This is a genomic window from Bacteroidia bacterium (assembly GCA_040880525.1).
Classification (GTDB): Bacteria; Bacteroidota; Bacteroidia; order CAILMK01; family JBBDIG01; genus JBBDIG01.
This window is the reverse complement of record JBBDIG010000020.1, coordinates 13,853-35,697: the sequence shown is the minus strand read 5'-3', so window position 1 is coordinate 35,697 and position 21,845 is coordinate 13,853. Positions and strand designations below refer to the sequence as shown.

At 44.2% G+C, this 21,845-nt stretch carries 17 protein-coding genes; 8 read left to right on the top strand and 9 right to left on the bottom strand.

Translation table 11 applies throughout. The features are described from left to right. Positions 1 to 150: 150 nt before the first annotated feature. On the top strand, positions 151 to 1,671 hold the full coding sequence (locus WD077_05685; protein MEX0966708.1) for a GH3 auxin-responsive promoter family protein: 1,521 nt from the start codon (positions 151 to 153) through the stop codon (positions 1,669 to 1,671). Here the strand turns inward: WD077_05685 and WD077_05680 are convergent. The 6 genes from WD077_05680 to glmM form a co-directional block, all read right to left on the bottom strand. After that, a complete protein-coding gene (locus WD077_05680; protein MEX0966707.1) occupies positions 1,668 to 2,930 on the bottom strand; it encodes a DUF5723 family protein in 1,263 nt (420 codons plus the stop codon). The genes WD077_05685 and WD077_05680 overlap by 4 nt on opposite strands. A gap of 3 nt (positions 2,931 to 2,933) precedes the next feature. After that, positions 2,934 to 5,003: a hypothetical protein gene (locus WD077_05675; protein ID MEX0966706.1), complete on the bottom strand. Its 2,070-nt coding sequence runs from the start codon at positions 5,001 to 5,003 to the stop codon at positions 2,934 to 2,936. A gap of 30 nt (positions 5,004 to 5,033) precedes the next feature. Continuing rightward, complete coding sequence (locus WD077_05670) at positions 5,034 to 6,269, bottom strand: M48 family metallopeptidase (protein MEX0966705.1); 1,236 nt, start codon at positions 6,267 to 6,269, stop codon at positions 5,034 to 5,036. A 33-nt stretch (positions 6,270 to 6,302) separates the two neighbouring features. After that, a complete protein-coding gene (locus WD077_05665; GenBank protein MEX0966704.1) occupies positions 6,303 to 7,439 on the bottom strand; it encodes a tetratricopeptide repeat protein in 1,137 nt (378 codons plus the stop codon). A gap of 26 nt (positions 7,440 to 7,465) precedes the next feature. Further along, entirely contained in the window at positions 7,466 to 8,614 is a 1,149-nt protein-coding gene (locus WD077_05660) for a cysteine desulfurase family protein (protein ID MEX0966703.1), read from the bottom strand. A gap of 99 nt (positions 8,615 to 8,713) precedes the next feature. Then, positions 8,714 to 10,108 (bottom strand): phosphoglucosamine mutase, encoded by a 1,395-nt coding sequence (gene glmM / locus WD077_05655; GenBank protein MEX0966702.1) that lies wholly within the window; start codon positions 10,106 to 10,108, stop codon positions 8,714 to 8,716. Positions 10,109 to 10,461: 353 nt separating this feature from the next. Here glmM and WD077_05650 point away from each other — a divergent pair, with 353 nt between their 5' ends. Together WD077_05650 and WD077_05645 are read left to right on the top strand one after the other, a co-directional pair. After that, entirely contained in the window at positions 10,462 to 11,217 is a 756-nt protein-coding gene (locus WD077_05650; protein ID MEX0966701.1) for a biotin--[acetyl-CoA-carboxylase] ligase, read from the top strand. Positions 11,218 to 11,267: 50 nt separating this feature from the next. Beyond that, positions 11,268 to 11,792: a hypothetical protein gene (locus tag WD077_05645; GenBank protein ID MEX0966700.1), complete on the top strand. Its 525-nt coding sequence runs from the start codon at positions 11,268 to 11,270 to the stop codon at positions 11,790 to 11,792. Here WD077_05645 and WD077_05640 read toward each other — a convergent pair. Both WD077_05640 and rfbC read right to left on the bottom strand, forming a co-directional pair. Then, positions 11,782 to 12,726, bottom strand: coding sequence for a tryptophan 2,3-dioxygenase family protein (locus tag WD077_05640; protein ID MEX0966699.1), 945 nt, complete (start codon positions 12,724 to 12,726; stop codon positions 11,782 to 11,784). The genes WD077_05645 and WD077_05640 overlap by 11 nt on opposite strands. Positions 12,727 to 12,931: 205 nt before the next feature. Beyond that, on the bottom strand, positions 12,932 to 13,477 hold the full coding sequence (gene rfbC, locus WD077_05635) for a dTDP-4-dehydrorhamnose 3,5-epimerase (protein MEX0966698.1): 546 nt from the start codon (positions 13,475 to 13,477) through the stop codon (positions 12,932 to 12,934). Between the two features lie 154 nt (positions 13,478 to 13,631). Here rfbC and WD077_05630 point away from each other — a divergent pair, with 154 nt between their 5' ends. The 5 genes from WD077_05630 to WD077_05610 all read left to right on the top strand — a co-directional run bounded on the left by WD077_05630 (position 13,632) and on the right by WD077_05610 (position 21,554). Then, a complete protein-coding gene (locus WD077_05630; protein MEX0966697.1) occupies positions 13,632 to 15,551 on the top strand; it encodes a T9SS type A sorting domain-containing protein in 1,920 nt (639 codons plus the stop codon). Between the two features lie 148 nt (positions 15,552 to 15,699). After that, a complete protein-coding gene (locus WD077_05625) occupies positions 15,700 to 16,323 on the top strand; it encodes a LysE family transporter (protein MEX0966696.1) in 624 nt (207 codons plus the stop codon). 217 nt (positions 16,324 to 16,540) lie between these two features. Then, positions 16,541 to 17,947, top strand: coding sequence for a serine hydrolase domain-containing protein (locus tag WD077_05620; GenBank protein ID MEX0966695.1), 1,407 nt, complete (start codon positions 16,541 to 16,543; stop codon positions 17,945 to 17,947). A gap of 148 nt (positions 17,948 to 18,095) precedes the next feature. Continuing rightward, positions 18,096 to 19,421, top strand: coding sequence for a pitrilysin family protein (locus tag WD077_05615; protein MEX0966694.1), 1,326 nt, complete (start codon positions 18,096 to 18,098; stop codon positions 19,419 to 19,421). A 27-nt stretch (positions 19,422 to 19,448) separates the two neighbouring features. Continuing rightward, positions 19,449 to 21,554, top strand: coding sequence for an insulinase family protein (locus tag WD077_05610; protein ID MEX0966693.1), 2,106 nt, complete (start codon positions 19,449 to 19,451; stop codon positions 21,552 to 21,554). 99 nt (positions 21,555 to 21,653) lie between these two features. Here WD077_05610 and WD077_05605 read toward each other — a convergent pair whose 3' ends face one another. Beyond that, positions 21,654 to 21,830: a histone H1 gene (locus WD077_05605; GenBank protein ID MEX0966692.1), complete on the bottom strand. Its 177-nt coding sequence runs from the start codon at positions 21,828 to 21,830 to the stop codon at positions 21,654 to 21,656. Positions 21,831 to 21,845: the final 15 nt, after the last annotated feature.

Below are 21,845 nucleotides of genomic sequence, written 5' to 3'. Positions count from 1 at the left end.
GGTCTTAGTCTTAAAGCATAAAAAAAGCTGCCTCGGTAAACAGGCAGCTTTTTTTGTGTTTCATTTAGTAGGCACGTTGATTTGATTACCAAAACAACCTTGCCCCCTGTTTGTATTTTTGCCACGCAACACCAACCTCAATAACTCTATATGGAGATCATAAACTCTCTTTTTTCCTGGTTCATCAGAAAACGCCTGAATGAGCTTGGCCAGGCTATCAATAATCCTATTGAGACTCAGAGTGATCTCCTGAAAAACCTGATTTCGACTGCATCCGATACAGAGTGGGGCAAAAAGTATCAATATCAATCTGTCAAAACTTCCAGGGAATTTAAAGCACGGGTGCCTTTACAGGATTATGAATCGCACAAGCCCTATATTGAAAGGCTGATGAACGGAGAGAATAACCTGCTCTGGCCTTCTAAAATTAAATGGTTTTCCAAATCTTCAGGCACTACACAGGATAAGAGCAAATTTATTCCTGTTTCTGCTGAGGCGCTTGAAGAATGTCATTATAAAGGCGGAAAGGACCTCTACGCGCTCTATTATAATGCATATCCGGAATCCCAGATATTTACCGGAAAAGCCTTGGTGATGGGGGGAAGCCATAAGCTTCGTGAAGTGAGCAACGAGCTTTCATATGGAGATATATCGGCTATACTTATTCAGAATGTTCCATGGTGGGCAAATCTTCACCGAACTCCGGACTTGCGGATTGCGCTGATGGACGAATGGGAAAATAAAATTGAGCAAATGGCGCGGCAGGCAATTCAGGAAGATGTTTCACAAATGGTGGGAGTGCCGACCTGGACGGTTGTATTGATCAAAAAAATATTTGAGATAACGGGTAAGAACGATATGAGTGAAGTATGGCCTTCCCTTGAGCTATATGTACATGGCGGAGTGAGTTTTTCCCCATATCGTCATCTTTTCCAGGAATTGATACGCAGCAGCAAAATGAACTATTGGGAAACTTATAATGCCTCAGAAGGTTTTTTTGGAATTCAGGATCAGAGGGATAGTGATGAACTATTACTTCTCCTGAACAATGGTATTTATTATGAATTTTTGCCGGAAACCGAAATTGGGAAAGATGATCCGCAGACTCTTTCATTGGAGGATGTGAAGACCGAAACCAATTATGCACTGATCATTTCCACGAATGCAGGGTTGTGGCGCTACAACATTGGAGATACTATTCGCTTTACTTCCCTCGATCCTTTTCGCATAAAAATTACAGGTCGGACAAAGTCTTTTATCAATGCGTTCGGTGAAGAGCTGATGGTAGGCGATGCAGAAAAGGCGCTTGCGGAAACATGTCACGAATTGAGATGCAGCGTGACAGATTTCACAGCCGGCCCTGTTTATTTTTCTGTAGAGGGAAAGGGAGCTCACGAATGGTTCCTGGAATTTGAGACTGAACCGGACGATTTTGAACGTTTTATTGATTTGCTCGATGAAAAGCTGACCAGCACAAATTCAGACTATGAAGCAAAGCGGATTAATGACTTGGCTCTTCAAAGGCCGGTAATGCATAAGTTGGAACCCGGTACTTTTTACCGATGGATGAAACAACAAGGGAAGCTCGGAGGGCAAAACAAAGTACCCCGTCTCGCGAATGACCGAAAGATCATTGAGCAACTCAATGAATTTCTGAAATCTCCGGCTTAAAAGCGATAGCTGCTACGGATAGTGAGGCTTTGGCCTCGGAAATTTTGCGGTAGCAGCAAGCCATCCAGATGCCAGGTGGAGGCACTGAAGAAAAACCGCTCATTCAGATTAGTGCTCAGTCCTAAAGCTACTCCGCCCATTCCATAAGCACCATAGCTATAGCCTGTTTGAATTTTCAACCAATTCATCAAATGCTTCTCAAAATTCACATACATCAGCGGAAAATAGCCATCTGTTCTTTGGTAGAACGCACCAATATCAACCTCACTTTTCCAGATCTCAATTTTCCTTTTAAAATTAAGTTTCAGCCGGAAAGGCAGCATTTTAGAAACGGCTTCTCCTTTCGCTACGCCACCCAATCTTGCCTCAAGGCTATCCAGCGAGGTTTCAAGATCAGCGCTGGCTTCACCGGAAATTAATGAGCGCACATCTACTCCCGTAAAACTTATTGATGTATCAATACTGAGTAGTTCCGACTGATCATTCCACCGGATGAAGCCTAAATCCAATCCATAGAATGAGACTATGCTATTTCCCTTTTCCCAAGAAACGAACAAATCTGCAGCGACCCCGGCTCCTCTGAGATCAAGATTTCCTGGCTGGCCGGTTTGTTCAAAATTCATCTGAAGTGATAACTGAAGCGAATCCGCATTGCTGCTCGTATACAAGTTCCCTTGCGAAATATTCAGATCCTTATACAGATGGCCCGATACAAATGCCAATGCACCCCCGGCAAGCCAGTTCGAATTTGCACCAGAAAACTGCTTAACCCCATGAAATTTTACCGAGGAATAAGCATAATCATCATATTCTGTTTCAGATAAATTGGCTGACTCGCCTTTGAACCGGGAGTTTCCCTGAAATATAAGCCGGAAAAAATCATCAGGGAAGGCAACGGAGTAGTGTTGCAGGTAATTGACGCTAATACCATAATGAAAGCCTTTGTCGGCAGCCGTATCCTTTTTATTAAAATAGCCGGTACTAAAATTCAGATCCAGGCCAGCAGTATTGTTGATCAGCAGTTTACCGGCAGCCGTTTCTATTTTATCTTCTTCAATGAAGCCGCCAAAATAGTAGTTAGAAATAAAGCTGTTTTGCACCGTATTGCTTCCCAGAAGAAAATTTAATTCCGTAGAAACGCTTTGGGTCCCAGCACCTGCGCGCCAATTGTCATAAGCTGACGCATAAGGAAGAGTTTGGGATGCAAGAAGAAAGGGAAATAAAACGTACAGAGAGAGGAGGTAGAAATGTCTCGTCATTAATTATTTATTCACAATTCGATAGGTGAAATCGGTGGTAAGGATCATGTCCAGGGTATAATGGTCGTAAACCTTTACCTTATTAGAAAAGGGAGTATGGAGTATTGCCTTTACCAGCACCTTATCTGAACGCTGAAGATTCATTATCTGCGCTTGATCCAGTTTGGCCTGCACCATGGTCTGCACAGGATTCCTGATTTTGCCATCGGGCTGGAAATTGGTTGCTGCATTTATCACATTTCCCGGTGCGGTAAAAATGGAATCAATTACTTGCCCCGTAAAGGATTCCAGCAAATAGAAAGTGAGGCCAATATCCATCGGGAACATGTTTTCCGCTTCTAAATTCAGCGTAGCTTCCTGAATATTTCCAATCGCTTCTTCTTCTGTCAGATTCAGTTCAAGTGTATCCTGAAGTGTAAGCCTAGTGGCTGAGTAGTCCAGCGGGATCTGCAATCCCATGATCACCGCAATTTCACTGGTTCTGTAAAGAAAATCTTTGTGGCCGCTGACATTCCCGTTCGGGTTAAGTTCCACATCCAGGCTGTAAGTCACTTCCTTTGGGATGATCTTTAGTGCCTCTGGCAGATTGCTATTAGATTTCGACAATTCGAGCGTCTTATTTCCGGCTTCAAGAGGTCCATCGGTCGCTCTTGGAATATTGATAGGCGACTCAAGCAGAGGGCTTTGTAGCAAACTGGTACTGGGCGGATTTTGAAATGATACCGTATTCACCTGTATCTCACCGTCCGCACCCACCGTATTGTCGAACTGAAGTTCCATATGGACATCTTCAAACTCCAGTTGTCCGGAAGCTACCTGATCAAAAAAATCAAACTTAATTTGTTCCGGTCCTACCTCAAACTGCTTTTGGCCAAGATAACCTTCCACATATTCAGGCACCACATTGACTAATCCATAAAAAACGTAAATACTGTCATCAAGCGAAAGGGAGGCGAGTTTGCCTGTGGAATCAATGCTAACCACAAAAGTATTATAGAAGGTATTGTATTTGGTTCCGTCCTGGCCCCTCAGGTCCACACGATAGCCCCTTACATCCACATCTTCAGAAAGATAAACGGTATCCCCGGCAGGCGCAGGGGGTATTACTCTTCGAATGACCAGGGACCGGCCGCCTTTTTTAGCTTCAGGAATTTCATAGTTGATATAAACGGAATCCTGGATCGTGGAAGCCACAGTCATCTTGATCGTTCCTTCGGCAAGTATCATACTTGTGAGTTCCGCATCCGGAATGTCGTAGGCAATATCTTCTTTGGTATCCACCAGGTTTTGAGCTGGAAATATTGCGGTGGCAGATTGCACTTGCAGCGCTGAAGCTGTCAGGGTTATTTCCAGTGCATCATTTGTATCAATAGGTACCGGATTACCATTACTGCCGGGGCTGTTTATGTTGGTAATTGCTGCAATCAGGGTTCCTTCTACGGTTTTGCCGGCCAGGGGATAATTCTCCACGAACTCCTGCCCGCTCACGATCAGCGGTATCGTATCCTGAATTACGATGGTGCCTGACGTCTTATTACTAAGCGTCAGGTGTACCTCCTCAATATCTACCGGAAAGCCATTTTTAATTTTCAGTTCAAGGTTCCCGGATTTGAAAGTTGCTGTTTGAAATAATGAATTGGCATCAACTTCTACCGCGCCCGCTGAAAGATTGTCAAATGGAGGCAGTACGAAGTTTTGTCCATGGCTGCTCAAAATCACCGATCCAAAAGGCGGTCCGGCTCCACGGGCCACTTGTCCCAGTGTTATGTCCTGAGATATTACACGTGTTCCCAGGCTGATTGAGCTAAGGGTGACTGTTTTTGGAAGGGTGGTATCAGGGATTTGCAGCAAAGTATCAAGCCCCGCTGAATAAATCTTTTTGTTGTACACAAAAGTCACAGATGAATCTGAATTGGCCACAATCAGAGAATCAGAAATAAGGTCATATATCGTGAGTTGCCCCTTCAGCAGTGGTGCCGAGAGATCACTATTCCATGCAGGGTCTTCCCGTTTGCATGCGATCGCCAAAACCACCAGAAGGCTGATTAAGGCTATATTCAGAAACTTGCTCATTCTTAAATTTTAAATTACAAACTTAAATTGTCAGGCAGGATTTTCAATTGATTTCAACCGGCTGAGAAGTGGCGGGTGCGAATAATGGAAGAAAACGTATGCGGGATGGGGACGAAGATTGGCAAAATGATCTGTATGTAATTTTATCAATCCTTCCTTTAGCGCAGTGCCGTCTGCCGTTTTAGCCGCAAAAGCATCAGCCTGGTATTCATGTTTTCTTGAAAGGTAATTCATTAATAACCCTAAAATGAGTGAAATAGGTTCATAAAGTATTCCGAAGGCTATAATATTCACAGGCAAACTCCATTCAGGAGCTCCCAATGCTGCCGACAGATCCTCCGAAAAAACAAAGCGACTGAAGATAAACAGCATAATCCCGGTCTGAAGAAGCGACAGCACCAGGTTCAGCACAATATGTTTCTTTTTATAATGACCTACTTCATGAGCCAAAATAGCCACCAGCGATTCAGGAGAATTTTGCTCAATAAGGGTATCAAACAGAACAATTTTTTTGCTTCTCCCAAACCCTGAGAAAAACGCGTTGCCTTTGCTGGAGCGTTTGGAGCTGTCCATTACCAGGATATTCTTCAGCGGAAAATTCACACTTTCTGCATAGGCCACTATTTTTTCCCGAAGTTCACCTTCCTCCAGCGGACTCAATTTGTTGAAGAGCGGAATAATGAGGCTGGTATAGAAGAAGTTGGCAAAAACGATAAAGGCAGCGGCAATCAACCAGGCGTACAGCCAGAAATCCTGGCCGGTCTCAAGAATAAACCAGAGTATCGCGGCCATCAGCAAACCTCCGATCAGTATGGCGAGCAGATATCCTTTAAGCTTATCAACTATAAAGATTTTGACAGTGGTGCGGTTGAAACCATATTTTTCCTCAATTACAAAAGTGTTGTAGAGAGAAAATGGCAGCCCCAGCAGATCAGAGGCGATTCCCAGCACACCAAAGTAGACGAGCGTAAAGAGTATAAGATTATCGAAATATGGGATCAGAGCTGTATGAAGCCAGCCAAAGCCGCCCAGTAAAATGACAACCAGAATGGCGATAAAACTGAGGGTGCTGCTGATAATTCCCAGCCGTCTTTTCTCCCGGTTGTATTCCTGCGCTTTTCGGTATTTTTCCTCATCATAATATACCTTAAGTTCCTCCGGCAAAGTTTTGCTCCATCGCTTGCTGTTCAGATAATCCAGCAACTCGCCCAGCACGAAATTGAATATCAGGATTCCCAGTATAATATAAAAGTAAGTTTGTTCCATGTCGGGATCAGCAGAAAGTGCCAGTGGTGGCCATTATAACTGTTTTATAAATTGACGGAAATCTTTATCCGATCGGAAATCCTTTACATCAGGAGCCGATTGAAGCTTCTGAATGTGCTCTTTATTTTCAAAATAACCGGCTTTCCGGGCTTTTTTCAGATAATCTAACATCCTGAGTTTCTGATCTTGTCTGGCATTAAGAAGCGCCCATTCATAGTACACCTCTCCGGAAACTGCGGAACTAAGGTCAATGGCTGTCGCCAAATCCTTTTCTGCTTCGCGATAATAGCCCAACTCCTTCTTGGCACGGGCACTTTCGATGTAAGGCAGCGGGTTTTCCGGATTCAGCTTAATGGCAATTCCAAGATCATCCAGGGCTTTGCTGTGATTTTCCAAACTGTTCAATGCTCTTGAACGGTAAAAATATGTTTGTGCGTTTTCCGGGTTCAGTTCCAGCGCCTGTGTAGCATCCGCCACGGCCTTATCATGTTCATTGAGATTGTACCAGGCCAGGCTGCGATTTCGCCAGGCCATTTCCAGCGATGGGTCTAATTCAATTGCGCGGGTAAAGTCCTTGATAGCCAAATGTATGTCACGGTCATGTACAGCAAGTCGCTGATTATTGTAATGTGTGGATCCGCGGTTATTATAAGCCTGTGCATGGGTTGAATCCAGTTGAATGGCTTTATCATAATCGGCTCTGGCCCTGCCGAAATCATTCAGTTGGTAGTAACTGGTGCCACGATTATTATACGCGTCAGGATTGAGTGGATCTGCTTTGATGGCTTTGTTAAACCACCGGATGCCTTTTTTATACTTTTTGTTCCGGTTGTGTATCAGGCCTGTACCCATCATTCCGCCCGAAAAGTTCGGATCCAGCTTTAGCGTATGCTTAAAATCTCTCAGGGCTTTTGAGAGGTTGTTACTATAGAAATGCGCAAATCCGCGGTAGTACCATGCATTAAGGTGGTCAGGATCCATCAGGATCGCTTTATCAAAAGCCAGTACAGCTTCCGTGAGTTCTCCCCGATTGTATGATTTTATTCCGGATTGATAATACTCATTCTGCGCCTTCAGAGAAAACGGAAGGGTAATTATGAGAAACAGCAGCAGGCGCACCGGTTTGGCAACAGCGATATGAGGTGCATGAAGAAACCGGTTTGGGCGCATAGGAAATTTTAGCATTGAAACTTTGATCAGACCAGCGTCTTTACATTCAAAATTTCTTTGAGCTGTGAAATGGTATAATCAATCTCATCGCGGGTATTGTATTTTCCAAAGGAAAAACGAACCGAGATGCGGCCGGGTTCTGCCGGCAAAGCCCTGATCACATGGGAGCCAACATCCGATCCAGAAGAGCAGGCGCTGCCGCCAGATGCGTATATTCCCTTGATGTCCAGGCTGAAAAGCAGCATGTCGCCCACATCGCCTGGCGGAAAGGAAACGTTGAGTACCGTGTACAGACTTTTATCAGGATCTGTTTCGCCTCTGAAACCAATGTCAGGAATTTCTTCGCGCAGGCGGTCCATCATGTAGCTCTTCAATCCCTGCAGTTTCGCCTGCATTTCATCCATCTCTTCCCAGGCCATTTCCATTGCTTTGGCCATTCCGATGATTCCGTAAATATTTTCGGTGCCGCCCCGCATATTCCTTTCCTGGCTTCCACCCTGTATAAAGGGCTTCATTTTATTGCTACTATTAATGTACATAAATCCAATACCCTTGGGGCCATTAAATTTATGTGCGGACGCTGAAATGAAATCAAGTTGAGAGGATTTCAGGTCAACCGGCAGATGTCCTATCGTTTGCACCGTATCGCTATGGAAGTATGCGCCATATTCTTTGCAAATCGCGCCTGTTTTCACGAGGTCCGTCAAATTGCCAATTTCATTATTGGCATGCATGAGGGTAACCAGCGTTTTCTGATTGTCGTTGCTCAGCAACTCACGAAGGTGTTCATAGTCCACAGTACCTTTATCATCCAGCTTCACGTATTCTACCTGCGCCAGTTTGGCCTCTTCAAGGCGCTGCGCAGAATACAGAACAGCGTGATGCTCAATAGCTGAAGTGATAATGCGCTGAATGCCTAAATCTCTTGCACCGCAGGAAAGCACGGTGTTATCCGCTTCCGTTCCGCCAGAAGTGAAGAATATCTCGCCCGGAGAAACATCCAGCAGCTTTGATATGGTTTTCCGTGCCTGCTCAATTAGCGTCCGGCTTTCCCGCCCCAAAGCGTGAATGGATGAAGGATTACCGTAATTCTCCTTCATGGCACTATGCATCACCTCAATAACTTCAGGAGCCAGAGGAGTGGTTGCTGCATTGTCCAGATATACTCTTTTCATGGCTGACACTGTTTTTTAAATTTTTGCTTTTAAATACCGATAAAAAGGAGGGCGCTGTGTTTAAATTCAAATATGTGAAGATGCCGGGTTGGAAAGTTTTTAGCTGTTATTTTCCTGCAACAGTGCCCGGATATCCTCAATCATCTTTTTAGCTAAATTTTCAGCAGTGTTCTGGGATTCGCTTTCAGCATATATCCTGATAATGGGTTCAGTATTGGATCTGCGCAAATGAACCCAGTCGTTGTCAAAATCTATTTTTACACCATCCAGTTCGTTAGTTGGCAAATGCTGATACTTTTCCTGCATTTGTTTCAGAATACCCTGGGTATCTGCACCTTCAACCAGTTGCACCTTATTTTTCGAAATAAAGTAATCAGGATAGCTGTTGCGAAGCTGGGAGCATTTGGTGCCGGTTTTGGCAAGATAAGTAAGAAAAAGTGCTACGCCAACTAAGGCATCCCGCCCGTAATGCAGCTCCGGGAATATAATACCTCCGTTGCCTTCTCCGCCAATTACGGCATTTTGCTCCTTCATCATTTTCACTACGTTTACCTCGCCTACCGCTGAGGCAAAATGCCTTGAGCCGTGTTTTTCAGTAATATCTTTCAAGGCACGCGTAGAGGATAGATTGGAAACCGTGGAGCCTGGTGTATTTTTCAGTACATAATCGGCAACCGCCACCAGCGTATATTCTTCGCCAAAAAAGGATCCGTCCTCGCTCACAAGCGCAAGGCGATCCACATCCGGATCTACTGAAATGCCGAGATCGGCCTTATGAAATTTCACTTCGTTGGAGAGGCTGGAGAGATTTTCGGGCAAGGGTTCGGGATTATGAGGAAACCGGCCATCAGGCGTGCAATGAAGTTCATGTATAGTTTCCACCCCCAGTTCCTGAAGCAGCTTAGGAAGTACCAAGCTTCCGGAACTGTTTACGCAATCTATCACCACACTAAATCCGGCTTTTTTGACCACCGCTTTATCCACGAGTTCCAGCGCCAGTATTTTATCAATGTGCTTGTCCAGATAAGTGTCATCAGTAGAATAGCTGCCAAGTTTATCGTTTTTCTCGAATTTATACAGATGCTCCTTCGCTATTTTCAGCACCTTTTCGCCTTCTTGCCCGGAAATAAACTCACCTTGTTCATTCAGTAATTTCAGGGCATTCCATTGAGCAGGATTATGGCTGGCCGTAATAATTATCCCTCCGCCAGCCTTTTCGCTGGCTACGGAAAGCTCCACCGTGGGAGTGGTCGAAAGCCCAAGATCCACCACGTTTATGCCCATTGCCATGAGCGTTCCGCTCACGATGCGGTTTACCATATCTCCACTCACGCGGGCATCGCGGCCTACTATTACCTTTGGCGTTTTATCCTCCATTTTGAGAAATGTGGCATAAGCAGCAGTAAATTCAACGATAGCATTGGGTGAAAGACCTTCATCCCTTCTTCCGCCTATGGTTCCTCTTATTCCAGAAATGGATGTTATTAATGTCAAAATGTACAGGGTTTAAAAATTTGGGTGCAAATTTAGAAATATTAACCCTTGCTTTTAAACATTCTGCTCTGCCGCTACGGATGATCCCATTCATTTTCATCTGTGCATTAGGAATTTGAGCTTTTGCCAAAAAATGGAAAATGTGATCAAAACGTTTGGCGGCTGGCGCAGTAAAACTTTTTGCAATTCGGTCATGGATATTACTGAAAACCTTCGCATTCTGCCGGCTTTGCGGTTAAGCAAGCATCTCTGTCTTTCCGATCAGGAAGTAACATTAATTATTTTCCATTAGAACTTTATTCTAATATAAAACGATTAATGGCGGGTATGTATTAGTTTAACATGGAATTGCTATGAATTCACCATTATTTACTGGGCAAAATCTGATAGTACTAAAGGAAACGCGCTCTACAAATGCTCATGCGCTGGATCTTCTGAAAAGGGAGCGGCCTACAGAGGGCACCGGCATTTTTGCTTATCATCAAATAGAAGGAAAAGGCCAGCACAATACTTCCTGGGAAAGTGATACGGGCAAGAACATTTTGGTCAGCATCATTTATTATCCTTCCTTTTTACCGGCCATCCGGCACTTCCTGCTCAACATGTCGGTGTCACTGGCTGTTAAGGATTTCTTTGATCTGCATATTCCAGAAAGGGTTCGCATTAAATGGCCGAATGATCTTTATTATGAGGAGAGAAAACTGGGCGGAATTCTCATTCAGAACTCCATCGTATCCGGCAGATTCCGGTCTTCAGTGATTGGCCTGGGACTGAACATCAACCAGGAACAGTTTCCGTTGTATCTGCCAAATCCCATCAGCCTCAGCATAGTTACCCAACAACAGCATAATCTTCAGCAACTCCTCGATCAGCTTTTTGGCTGCCTGGAAGCCCGCTACCTTAGGTTAAAGAAGATGGATTCTGACCGGATCAAAGAAGAGTATGAGCAATTTCTGTATAAAAAAGATGAGGAGGTGCGTTGCATTCCGGCTTATGAACGCGAGCAAACAGGCAAGATCCTGGGCGTGGAGGAGGACGGCCATCTTAGAATGCAGATTGGAGACAACATTAGGTACTTTGGATTCAAAGAGATCGCCTTCCCGCTCTGAACAAAGCTTTGAAAAGCTGCATTATTGAGGAAACGTAAAAGCCGCAGAAAATGAAGACACTTCTCATGATAGTGGAGACAGGCACATTGAACCAGCCTAAGTTGCGCTCCGAAGATATTCCTATGAGTTCACAAAGTGTGAAGGAAGCAATGGAAGCTGGAAAGCGCCTTAAGATCAGAGAAATAAAGCCTGACCTGATAATTTCAGAGAACACCGAAACCGCCATTGAAACTGCTTCTTATTTAGCAGAAGAACTGGATTTGCCCCGGTCTGTGGTGGAGGTGGATGAATATATTCACAGAGCCGAAGCCGATGAACTCGTGGAGATTTTGAGGGGCATTTCTCCTGATTCCAACACGGTGCTTCTTTGCGGCCAGCAGACTTCCTTTACAGAACTCGCCAACCAACTGGCGGGAGAAGAAATGGAGGAACTTGAGCCGGGTGCTATTGCATGCATAGAACTTAAGATAAATAGCTGGAAAGAGCTGGACGAGAGAACAGGCCATGTTTCGTTCGTAATTGATCCTGATGACGAACCGCCAGCCAGCCATAGCCAGGATTTCCTCAGCGCGTAATCTTCTTAGGAACGCCCCACGTCTCTGTCTGCTCAGCGTTCCACAATTCCGGATAAAACATTCGTTTCTGATGACGTGGTGGCAGGTATTTCTGCCAGTTGGTGCCGCCCGTTGCCGGTATAGCCTTTCCCCCGATTGAACTCAGGTAACGCGCTGCCGATTTATAATGCTGCATCGGCCACTCTACATTTACAAGATGATCATAGTCGCGCAGCAGGTTTTCCAGTTCATCATCGGTTTTCCCCCCATTTTTTAATTGAAGGAATTTCTGCCAGAGATTATCTTTTTGCCTTTCCTGCGCAAGTGACAGCAACTGATCATTGTATTTCTCCTCGAATCTTTGAAGCGTTAAGCTCTTTTTGCCGGTTGCCGTTTCCGTTGCGCCATAGCGCCAATAGATATAGTTTACCTGCTCAGCTACCGGCTTTCCTTTCATGCCTTCACGATAATCAATGTGCAACAGGTTCAGGACGTCAGTGCTGCTGAGTTCGATCATCCTGTATTGTGCAGATTGGAATCCACTTGCGGGATACAGTGCCAGCCTGAACTTTTTAAATTGCTCAGGATCCATTCCATCTATCATTATTGTGAAAGAATGGGTGAGATTAGTGAAATAGTTGATCATTCTTTTCAGCCGCTCCTTAAAGAAGGCAGGCGTGGGAAGCGGTATTGCAGTGATCTGATTCAGTTCCCATAATGTGAGCCTGAAGTACAACTCCGTGATCTGATGGTAAATAATGAATACCATTTCATCCGGAAAGGCCGTTCGTGGATTCTGAAGATTGAGCAGTGCATCAATATTTAAATATTCCCAGTAATCCACGTGTCTGCTGTGGTAAAGCCCTTCCAGATAAGGCGCAAGATCTTGTCCTTCCTTTGCAAATTTTTCCTGTAGTTTTTGTATCTGAACTTCAATATCATTTTCTGGCGTCATGGAATCAGGCTTAGTGTCTTATTTTTCATTTTCATGCAATATGGGCAGAAAATTCAGGAACCCGAAGGCAATCGAGAACATATCTATAAATTCTCAGATGAAACCTAAAGTAATTATATCGCAGGAGGTGAAGTTAAAACAATTGCGCAGTGTAGGATACTTTCGGAGATTGGATATTAAAAACTTTTGATGCCGGATTATCAGATCAGGAGAAAGGGGAATCGAAATCTTTAAAAAGCGGGTTCTTCTTGTCTTTCTCAGAGATAATGGGGTTTGCCGCTCCCCAGTCAATATTCAGGTCCTTGTCGTTCCACATCAGTCCGCGTTCGGAGGCGCTGTTGTAAAAGTCTGTACATTTATAAGCAAAGATGGTATCGTCCTCCAGGGTTAAAAATCCGTGGGCAAAACCTTCAGGAATCCAAAGCTGGTGAAAATTGCTTTCACTGAGTTCAGTTCCATAATATTGGCCATAGGTGTCAGAGCTTTTCCTGATGTCAACCACTATATCGTAAACCTTTCCGCGAATTACCCTGACTAGCTTGCCCTGGGCATGAGGAGGAGCCTGAAAATGCAATCCCCGCAGCGTATTTTTCACAGATTTGCTCTGGTTGTCCTGTACGAATTCAGTAGGCAGTCCGGCTTCCCTGAACAGCCTGGCATTAAAGCTTTCAAAGAAATACCCACGGTTATCCTGAAAGACATTTGCCTTTATAAGAAGAACACCTGGGAGATTGGTTGTTTGTATTTCCACAATGCGGCATTTTATTAAGAGTGCAAAATTATCAGAATAAAAACAACTGTCTTGTTCAATTGGTAGTAAGGAAAACAGCACAATTCTCTTTTTTTAGAGATATTTGCAATTCTTAACATTCTTTATTTTAACATAAAACATCAAAACCGACAGTATGAAAAGGATTTTAACACTGTTTCTGTGCCTGCCGTTGCTAACTATGGCTCAGGAAACTACGACACTAAAGAGTTCACAAAAGGTGAGTGTGGAAGAAGAAGCCAACCTTCCCAATAAGGTATATCCCCAACAAACTGCTTCGGAGCATAAAGGGCCTAAACCTCCGGTTGCTTATAAGAAGTTAAATGAAGCTACAGATATGGTGCAGGTAGGTTTTACCTATGCTGACCTCCAGACCAACGGTGCACCCGGACGCAGGGTTATCGCCTATGACAATGGCAAAGTTTCCGTGGTATGGACTACTTCGCATGAAGCAGATGTTAACTCTAACGAGAGAGGTACAGGTTACAACCATTTCAATGGCAATAGCTGGCTTCCGCTTGCAGGCATTGAGGAACGCATAGAAGTGGCAGATGATATTCAACTCCCGAATCGGATCGGATGGCCAAACATCAATTACACTTCGTCCAATGAATATACAATCACCCACTCCGCGACTAATGGTGGTTTTGTTTTAACAGAAAACGATGCAATAGGCGGAACCAATTGGTCTTCACGGGAAATTTTTCAGAACGGGCCTATTTGGGCGCGTACCGCACAAGGCGGCAATGACTATGTATATATGCTTGCCAACTATAGCACTCTAACCGGGGGAGGCGATAAAATTATTGATGGCATCACCAATCCCACAGTGTATTTCAGAAGCGATGACAATGGCCAGGCCTGGATCAATTCAGAAGAACTCCTGCCGGGATACGATACCAGCCGCTACCGTTTTGGAGCAGCCGATTCTTACGCAATTGATGCACAGGACAATGTAGTAGTCATGCTGATTGGCAGCGGCTCTCAGGACCTGGCTATGTGGAAATCAACCGACTATGGTGACAACTGGACCAAAACCGTAATATATGAATTCCCTATTGCACCTAGAGACAAGGATGAAATCTTCGATTCGATTTCCTTTTATGACGGCAGCGTAGATGTTGTTCTCGATGATCAGAATAACGCGCATGTTTTTTATGGAATTCGCTCTATTCAGAATGATGAAGACGTTGACACCAGCCTTACATTCAGCTATTTCTTCGACAATAATGGCATGGGATATTGGAATGAAGTTACCCAGACCCATACAAGAATAGCTGAATTGGTGGATGAAATTGGTGGTGGTATTCCCACCAGCATGATAAGGGGTAATTTCCCTACGAACGGTGGAATTCAATACGGCAATAATATGCTCGTAACCTTTCCTACTTCCACTATTGATGAGAATGACAATATTTATTGTTTTTACAGTGCCAGGGTGATGCTGGATGATGCATTACTAGATGCCAACTACTCAGATATTTATGTGGTATATTCAGAGGATGGAGGGGCTACCTGGAGCAATGAACAGAACCTGACAAAAACTGCCGTTGAATGGGGTAATCAAAATAATCCATTCCCATTGGGTGAATCGGTATTCCCAAGCGTGGCAAGAAGAACGGTAAATGGAGAGGCCAAATTGATCTGGCAGGAAGATGCAGAGGTCGGTACTTCCGCTCAGAACCAACACGGAGTGAGTGATGGCAGCTATATCATGTTTGCATCCATTGATGTAGATCGTATTCTCAATAATGAATTCGGAGAAACCGGAGTGGGTATAGTCAAAAAGTCAATCAACAATGTTTTTAGCCTCGGCCAGAATTTCCCAAACCCATTTTCCGGCAATACTACTGTGGAGCTGGAAATGAATAAACCTGCTGTTACTACCATCACAGTTACAGATATGGTGGGTAAAATGATAAGCACTGAAACCCGCAATCTTAGTAGCGGGACGCATAACATTTCCCTGTCAGCGGAGAGACTCAATGCCGGTGTATATTTTTACACAGTTGAGGCTGGCGACTTTAGCGCTACCCGCAGAATGATGGTGAGATAAGCATTTCTCAATCATAATAATAATTATATTAGAAGGGCTTCACTTTATTTCAGGTGAAGCCCTTTTTTAATGGTATGTCTTCTCGTTTATTTAGCTTTTTTGTTGAATCTTGAGGTTTTCTGTTTAATTCACCCATTCTGATTTTCCCTTGCACAATTACTTCTTTCCAATCTTTAATGGCCTTTTGCTCGGGTTTCTGCTAAGCATACTTCTGGGTGCTGTATTTTTTTATTTGATTCAGACCAGCGTTCAAAATGGGATGAAGGCGGGGATTACAATAGCAGGCGGTGTGATCCTGTCTGACATATTGCTCATTAGTCTGGCGATTTTTGCTAATCAGCTTCTGCCTGAAATCCGCAAAGGGGAAATGATAATTGCAGGAGCAGGTGGGGTTTTGCTCATTATTTTTGGAATTCTGATCATTACTAAGGGAAATCCCCATCTCATGTATCCAAGTACGCCAGCCGGTAGTTTTATTTACTACGGAAGTACAGGTTTCGTCCTGAATACGCTAAATCCGATCAACCTCTTTTATTGGTTTTCGATTTCCACCTATCTCACACAGGTGGACGGATATGCCCTCCGGGAACAGATTCTCTTTTTTGGAAGTGCAATTGCCGCAATTTTTGGTACTGAAACTTTCATCTGTTTCATTGCCATTCGCCTGAAGCAATACCTGAACAGCCGTGTATTATGGTGGATAAATATGGTTGCCGGAGGTTCGTTGTTGCTATTGGGTGGCCGCCTTATCTGGATGATGGCAGCCGGATAAATGGAAACTACATACAATAAAAGCCCGCTATCTGGTTTTCGGGGGGATTTCGGGCAAATTTTGGATAACCTTACAAATGATCAATTCATGACCTCAAGAACCAGCCTGAGAAAAATATTTCACTTAAAATTGCATCGTTGATCCCACGGCATAAAGGAATAGTTATTGCCGAAAGGCGCATTCAGCGGCAGTTTCAGAAATTTTTAGATTATACTAAATGGCAGCACGGTTTAGATTCCTCTACGCCTTCCTCTTTTTATTTCTTATTTCTTGTGCAGAGAACCGGATAGTCCGGGAGCATTCGGGTTTCGTTCCGCAACCTGAGAAATTATCTCCTTCTGAGCAGAATGTACTGGCTCAGTATTTTGCACGCGAGAAAGCAACACAACTTGATCAGCTTCTTGAACGATACAATCGCTACTATGGATTTCATGGCAATGTCCTCATTGCTTCCAAAGGAAATATTCTGTATGAAAGCGGGATCGGGTATGCTGAACTGAGGGAAAAAACACCACTTACTACTGATGCGGTTTTTCAATTGGCCTCCATCAGCAAGCAATTCACAGCCCTGGCAGTATGCATGTTGCTCGAAGAGAGAAAACTGGATTATAATGACCAACTCACTAAATTTTACCCGCAACTCCCGTATCAGAATGTAACGATCCGCCATCTGTTAAACCATACTTCAGGCTTACCGAACTACATGTGGCTCGTAGAGAATAGCTGGAAGCAGGAACGTGCTCCTTACAATGACGAAGTGATAAACCTTATGGCAACCACGCCAATGGGTGTATATTTTCGTCCGGGCCGCAGGTTCGACTATTCCAATACCGGATACATGTTGCTTGCCGCCATTGTAGAGAAAGTTTCAGGAGTAAGTTTTCATGATTATGTTGAGGAGCGGATCTTCAAACCGCTTGATATGGAAAGCAGTTTTGTTTACAGCAGCGCCCGCGAATACAATTATGGTTGCCGGCTGGGAGGATTTACCCGCTACCGCTGGGGATTTCGCTCCGTACAGGAAGATATTCACAACGGAACCGTAGGAGATAAAGGAATATACAGTACAATTGAAGATCTGTATAAATGGGATCAGGCGCTCTATTCCGAAAAGATCGTGAGTTCAGCCACACTCCAAAAAGCCTTTACACCCGGTACGCTCAACAACCGCAGGAATATTCCTTATGGATTTGGGTTTCGCCTGAGTGAAAGGGATGATAAAAAGGTGGTGTATCACAATGGGCTTTGGCATGGCTTCAGAACCAGCTTCATGCGCTACGTAGAAGATTCAGCTACTATCATTGTACTCAGCCATTCGAATTGTGAAGGGAAAAACAATCTGGTTCGTCAAATAGAAACTGTACTTTTTCAGCAGGAACAATTCAATCCTGCAAAGGTGCTCGCTGAGGTGGCGCTTTATCAGGGCGTGCAGCAAGCCGTAGAACATTATCATAAAATGGCCGGTGCCGGAGAACTGGCAAACCTTCAGCCCTTCCAGTTGAGCGAAATTGCGGAAATACTTGAGCAAATGAACAAGCCAATATTATCCAGCCGCCTGCAACAATTAAAGCAGGAGCTTCACCAACTGGCATCAATGCAATCTTCCCCGGATGCACAGGGCTGAATTCGGCAGCGTTCTTAGAATCCTGCGGAATCTTCTCCCGTAAATTTCACGAAGCCATCAAATTGGATTATCCATTTAGCGCTTAATCACGAGCCGCGAAGTATTTTTATTTTTGCAGCTTCAACACCAATCCTAAAATCAATAACCTATGAATTTATTGAAATGCCTGGCACTGGCAGCCATGCTGTTCACTGGGAATTTGCTGGCCCAGGAAGGCCGCATTAAATTCACTGCATATGATCTGGATAACGGCCTTCATGTCATCCTGCATGAAGATCATTCTACCCCGATTGTGGCTGTTTCCGTGCTTTATCATGTAGGCTCCAAAAATGAAGATCCGCAACGCACCGGTTTTGCCCATTTCTTTGAGCACCTGCTTTTTGAAGGCACAGAAAACATTGGACGCGGAGAGTACATGAAAATCGTAAAGGAAGCTGGCGGCCAGTTAAATGCAAATACTTCGTTTGACCGGACCTTTTACTATGAAGTGCTTCCCTCCAACCAATTGGAGCTTGGGCTTTGGCTTGAGTCAGAAAGGATGCTACATGCTAAAATTGACTCTATTGGAGTGGAAACCCAGCGTGGCGTAGTAAAGGAAGAAAAAAAGCAGCGTATTGATAACACCCCTTATGGTACGTTGCTCCAGGAGGTGTACAGCCATGCCTATGAAGTTCATCCATATCAGTGGGTGCCGATTGGTTCCGAACAATACATTGACCAGGCGACCTTAACGGAATTCATGGAATTCTACAAAACTTTTTATGTTCCCAATAACGCTACAATTTCCATTGCGGGTGATATTGATATTGAAGAAACAAAAAAGCTTGTTGAGAAATATTTTGGTGATATTCCCCGGGGAACCCATGTAATTCCCCGGCCAGAGATAACGGAGCCCGCCAAGACTGCAGAAGTTCGTGATACCGTTTTTGATAATATACAACTACCTGCTGTTGTTATGGCATATCATACACCGGCCATGGGAACGGAGGATTATTATGCCGTGAGCATGTTGGCCACCATTCTTTCGCAGGGTGGCAGCTCCCGGTTGCAGAAAGAAGTGGTGGACGATCAGCAAAAAGCAGCCTTTGTTGGGGCCTTTCCGTTGCCCACCGAGGATCCTGGCCTCACATTTTTCCTGGCAGTTGCCAATCTCGGTGTAGATCCGGCCGATCTGGAAGGTTCCATAGAAGCAGAAATTGAAAAGCTTCAGAAGGAAAAGATCAGTGAAGAGGAATTTCAAAAAATGAGGAATCAGGTGGAAACTGATTTCATATCGGAAAATGCCAAGGTGGCCGGCATTGCTGAAAACCTGGCTAATTACCACGTATATTATGGTGATGCAGCCCTGATCAACAATGAACTGGATCGCTATATGAGCGTAACACGTGAAGATTTACAGGCAGCCGCCAAACAATATTTTGTAAAGGAAAACCGCGTAGTACTCTACTATCTTCCTAAGCAAAACAACCAGTAATCCTTTATTCATTTTAAAAAACAGATCATGAAAAATGTACTGCTTTATATTGTACTGACTGCTTTTTTAGCTGCTTGTGGTTCGCAGAAAAAAGGTGAACAAACAGCGGAATCCGGCCTTGACCGCAGCATTCGGCCAGAGGCCGGTCCGGCACCTGAAATTCAACTGGGTGAAATTGATTCCTTCTCTCTTGCGAATGGGTTGAAGGTATTTGTAGTGGAGAACAGTAAAATGCCCACAGTTGCCTATAATCTTTATTTTGATAATGATCCCGTACTCGAGGGTGAAGCGGCAGGATATGTAAATGTAACGGGAGATTTGCTGAGCTATGGAACAAAGACACGCTCAAAGGAGCAACTGGATAAAGAGGTTGATTTTATCGGAGCACGCCTGGGAACATCATCTGAAAATGTCTACGGCTTTTCTCTGAAGAAGCACCAGGAAAAACTGCTGGAACTAATGGCGGACGTAGTGCTTAATCCTTCATTAAAGGAGGAAGACCTTGAAAAGATTCTGACTCAGGTGCGGTCAGGCCTGGCTACGCAAAAGGATGACCCCGATGCTATGGCGAGAAATGTTCGTGCAGTGCTTGTATATGGAAAGCATCATCCTTATGGCGAGGTGGTTACTGAAAAAACAATTGAAAATGTGACCGCAGAAATGTGCCGGAAATACTACGAAAGCTATATGCGGCCGAATGTATCTTATCTTGCAGTGGTGGGTGATATTTCCGTGGAAGAAGTCAGGCCGCTGATTGAGAAACATTTTGGAGATTGGAAACGGGGGGATGTTTATGAATACAATTATCCTGAACCCCAGGCTCCCGAAAATACGCAGGTTGCGCTGGTGAATAAATCCGGTGCAGTTCAAAGTGTGGTAAATATTACCTATCCCATTCAATTAAAACCCGGTGCCCCGGATGCTATTGCAGCAGAAGTGGCCAACAATATTCTGGGGGGCGGATCTTCTGCAAGACTTTTCAATAACCTTCGGGAAAAACATGCTTATACCTATGGCAGCTATTCCAACATTAACATAGATCCCAGGGTAGGATCCTTCAACGCTTTCGCCAAGGTGAAAACGGAAGTGACCGATAGCGCCATCCATGAAATGTTGTCTGAAATAAGAATGATGTATGAAGATTCGATACCGGAGGAGGAACTGAATCGCATCAAGAATAATATGACCGGAAGTTTTGCCATCAGAACCGAGGATCCGCAGACCATCGCCCGTTTTGCAATAAACACAGAGCGCTATGATCTGCCGGCTGACTATTATGCGAACTACCTGAAGAATCTTGGAGAGGTCTCAGCCGCTGAGGTGCAACAGGCCGCCCGTAAATACATGAAGCCGGATAATTCTTACATTCTGATTGTGGGAGACAGGGAAGTAGTCAGGGATAAAGTGCAGCGCTTTAGCGGGAACAATGAAATATTGTACTATGACTATGCGGGTAATAAGGTTGAATTAATGAGTGCTGAAGTTCCTGAGGGTATGAAGGCGGAAGATGTCATAAGCCGTTATCTGAATGCAATAGGTGGTGAAGCCAGCATTAAGAATGTAAGGGATATTAATTATACGTATATGGGCTCTATCCAGGGCCGGGAGCTTCAGTTAACATTAAAGCAGAAAGCACCCAATAAATTTTTATCATCCATGAGCATGGGAGGAATGGAAATGCAGAAGCAGGTTTTTAATGGAGAAAAAGCCAGGGAAAGCGGAATGCAGGGAACACGTGAAATTACCGGCAGCGAGCTGGACAGGTTCAGGTATGGTACCCGTATCGTTGAAGAAATGCATTACAGCGATGAGGGATATCAATTGGAACTTCAGGGGATAGAAAATATTGATGGCACTGATGCATACAGGATTGAAGTTGTTAATCCGGCCGGTAAAACCTCAATGGAGTACTATGACGTAAATACCGGGCTGAAAATCCGCAGCAGCGAAAATGAAGAAACACCTGGAGGCACGGTCACAATCGCTACGGATTATAGTGATTACAAGGAAGTGGAGGGTATTAAAATCCCAAAAGAGATGACCATAAATGCCCCTCCGATGCCGATTAAATTTATCTTAAAACAAGCGGAGGTAAATGAGGGAATCCCTGATTCAGAATTTGCGATCGAATAATTCAGGTCAATTCGCTAAAAAAAAATGGCTGTACCGGTTATCTGGTACAGCCATTTTTTTGTGGATGGTATTGCAATGCTTAATGAAGTGTTAAATTAGTCATCCACCGTTTTTCCTGTCCTGGATTTCCATCCTTATGTCCTGGGAAAGATTCTTCAGGTCTTGCAGGCCTTTTCTCACGCGTGTTCCGGCTGCTTTGTTTTCTTTCTCGTAAAACTTTTTGAAATCAGTTTCCAAGGCGTTGACCATCTCTTTTACTTCTGCAAATCTGTTCATAAGCTATTCGATTTA

Excerpts from the sequence above, each read along its gene's own strand:
- WD077_05660 (MEX0966703.1), bottom strand. The coding sequence starts at position 8,614 with ATGAAAAGAGTATATCTGGACAATGCAGCAACCACTCCTCTGGCTCCT.
- WD077_05645 (MEX0966700.1), top strand. The coding sequence starts at position 11,268 with ATGAAGACACTTCTCATGATAGTGGAGACAGGCACATTGAACCAGCCT.
- WD077_05650 (MEX0966701.1), top strand. The coding sequence starts at position 10,462 with ATGAATTCACCATTATTTACTGGGCAAAATCTGATAGTACTAAAGGAA.
- WD077_05640 (MEX0966699.1), bottom strand. The coding sequence starts at position 12,726 with ATGACGCCAGAAAATGATATTGAAGTTCAGATACAAAAACTACAGGAA.
- WD077_05675 (MEX0966706.1), bottom strand. The coding sequence starts at position 5,003 with ATGAGCAAGTTTCTGAATATAGCCTTAATCAGCCTTCTGGTGGTTTTG.
- WD077_05680 (MEX0966707.1), bottom strand. The coding sequence starts at position 2,930 with ATGACGAGACATTTCTACCTCCTCTCTCTGTACGTTTTATTTCCCTTT.
- WD077_05615 (MEX0966694.1), top strand. The coding sequence starts at position 18,096 with ATGAATTTATTGAAATGCCTGGCACTGGCAGCCATGCTGTTCACTGGG.
- WD077_05630 (MEX0966697.1), top strand. The coding sequence starts at position 13,632 with ATGAAAAGGATTTTAACACTGTTTCTGTGCCTGCCGTTGCTAACTATG.
- WD077_05620 (MEX0966695.1), top strand. The coding sequence starts at position 16,541 with ATGGCAGCACGGTTTAGATTCCTCTACGCCTTCCTCTTTTTATTTCTT.
- WD077_05610 (MEX0966693.1), top strand. The coding sequence starts at position 19,449 with ATGAAAAATGTACTGCTTTATATTGTACTGACTGCTTTTTTAGCTGCT.
- WD077_05670 (MEX0966705.1), bottom strand. The coding sequence starts at position 6,269 with ATGGAACAAACTTACTTTTATATTATACTGGGAATCCTGATATTCAAT.
- WD077_05685 (MEX0966708.1), top strand. The coding sequence starts at position 151 with ATGGAGATCATAAACTCTCTTTTTTCCTGGTTCATCAGAAAACGCCTG.
- WD077_05605 (MEX0966692.1), bottom strand. The coding sequence starts at position 21,830 with ATGAACAGATTTGCAGAAGTAAAAGAGATGGTCAACGCCTTGGAAACT.
- WD077_05665 (MEX0966704.1), bottom strand. The coding sequence starts at position 7,439 with ATGCGCCCAAACCGGTTTCTTCATGCACCTCATATCGCTGTTGCCAAA.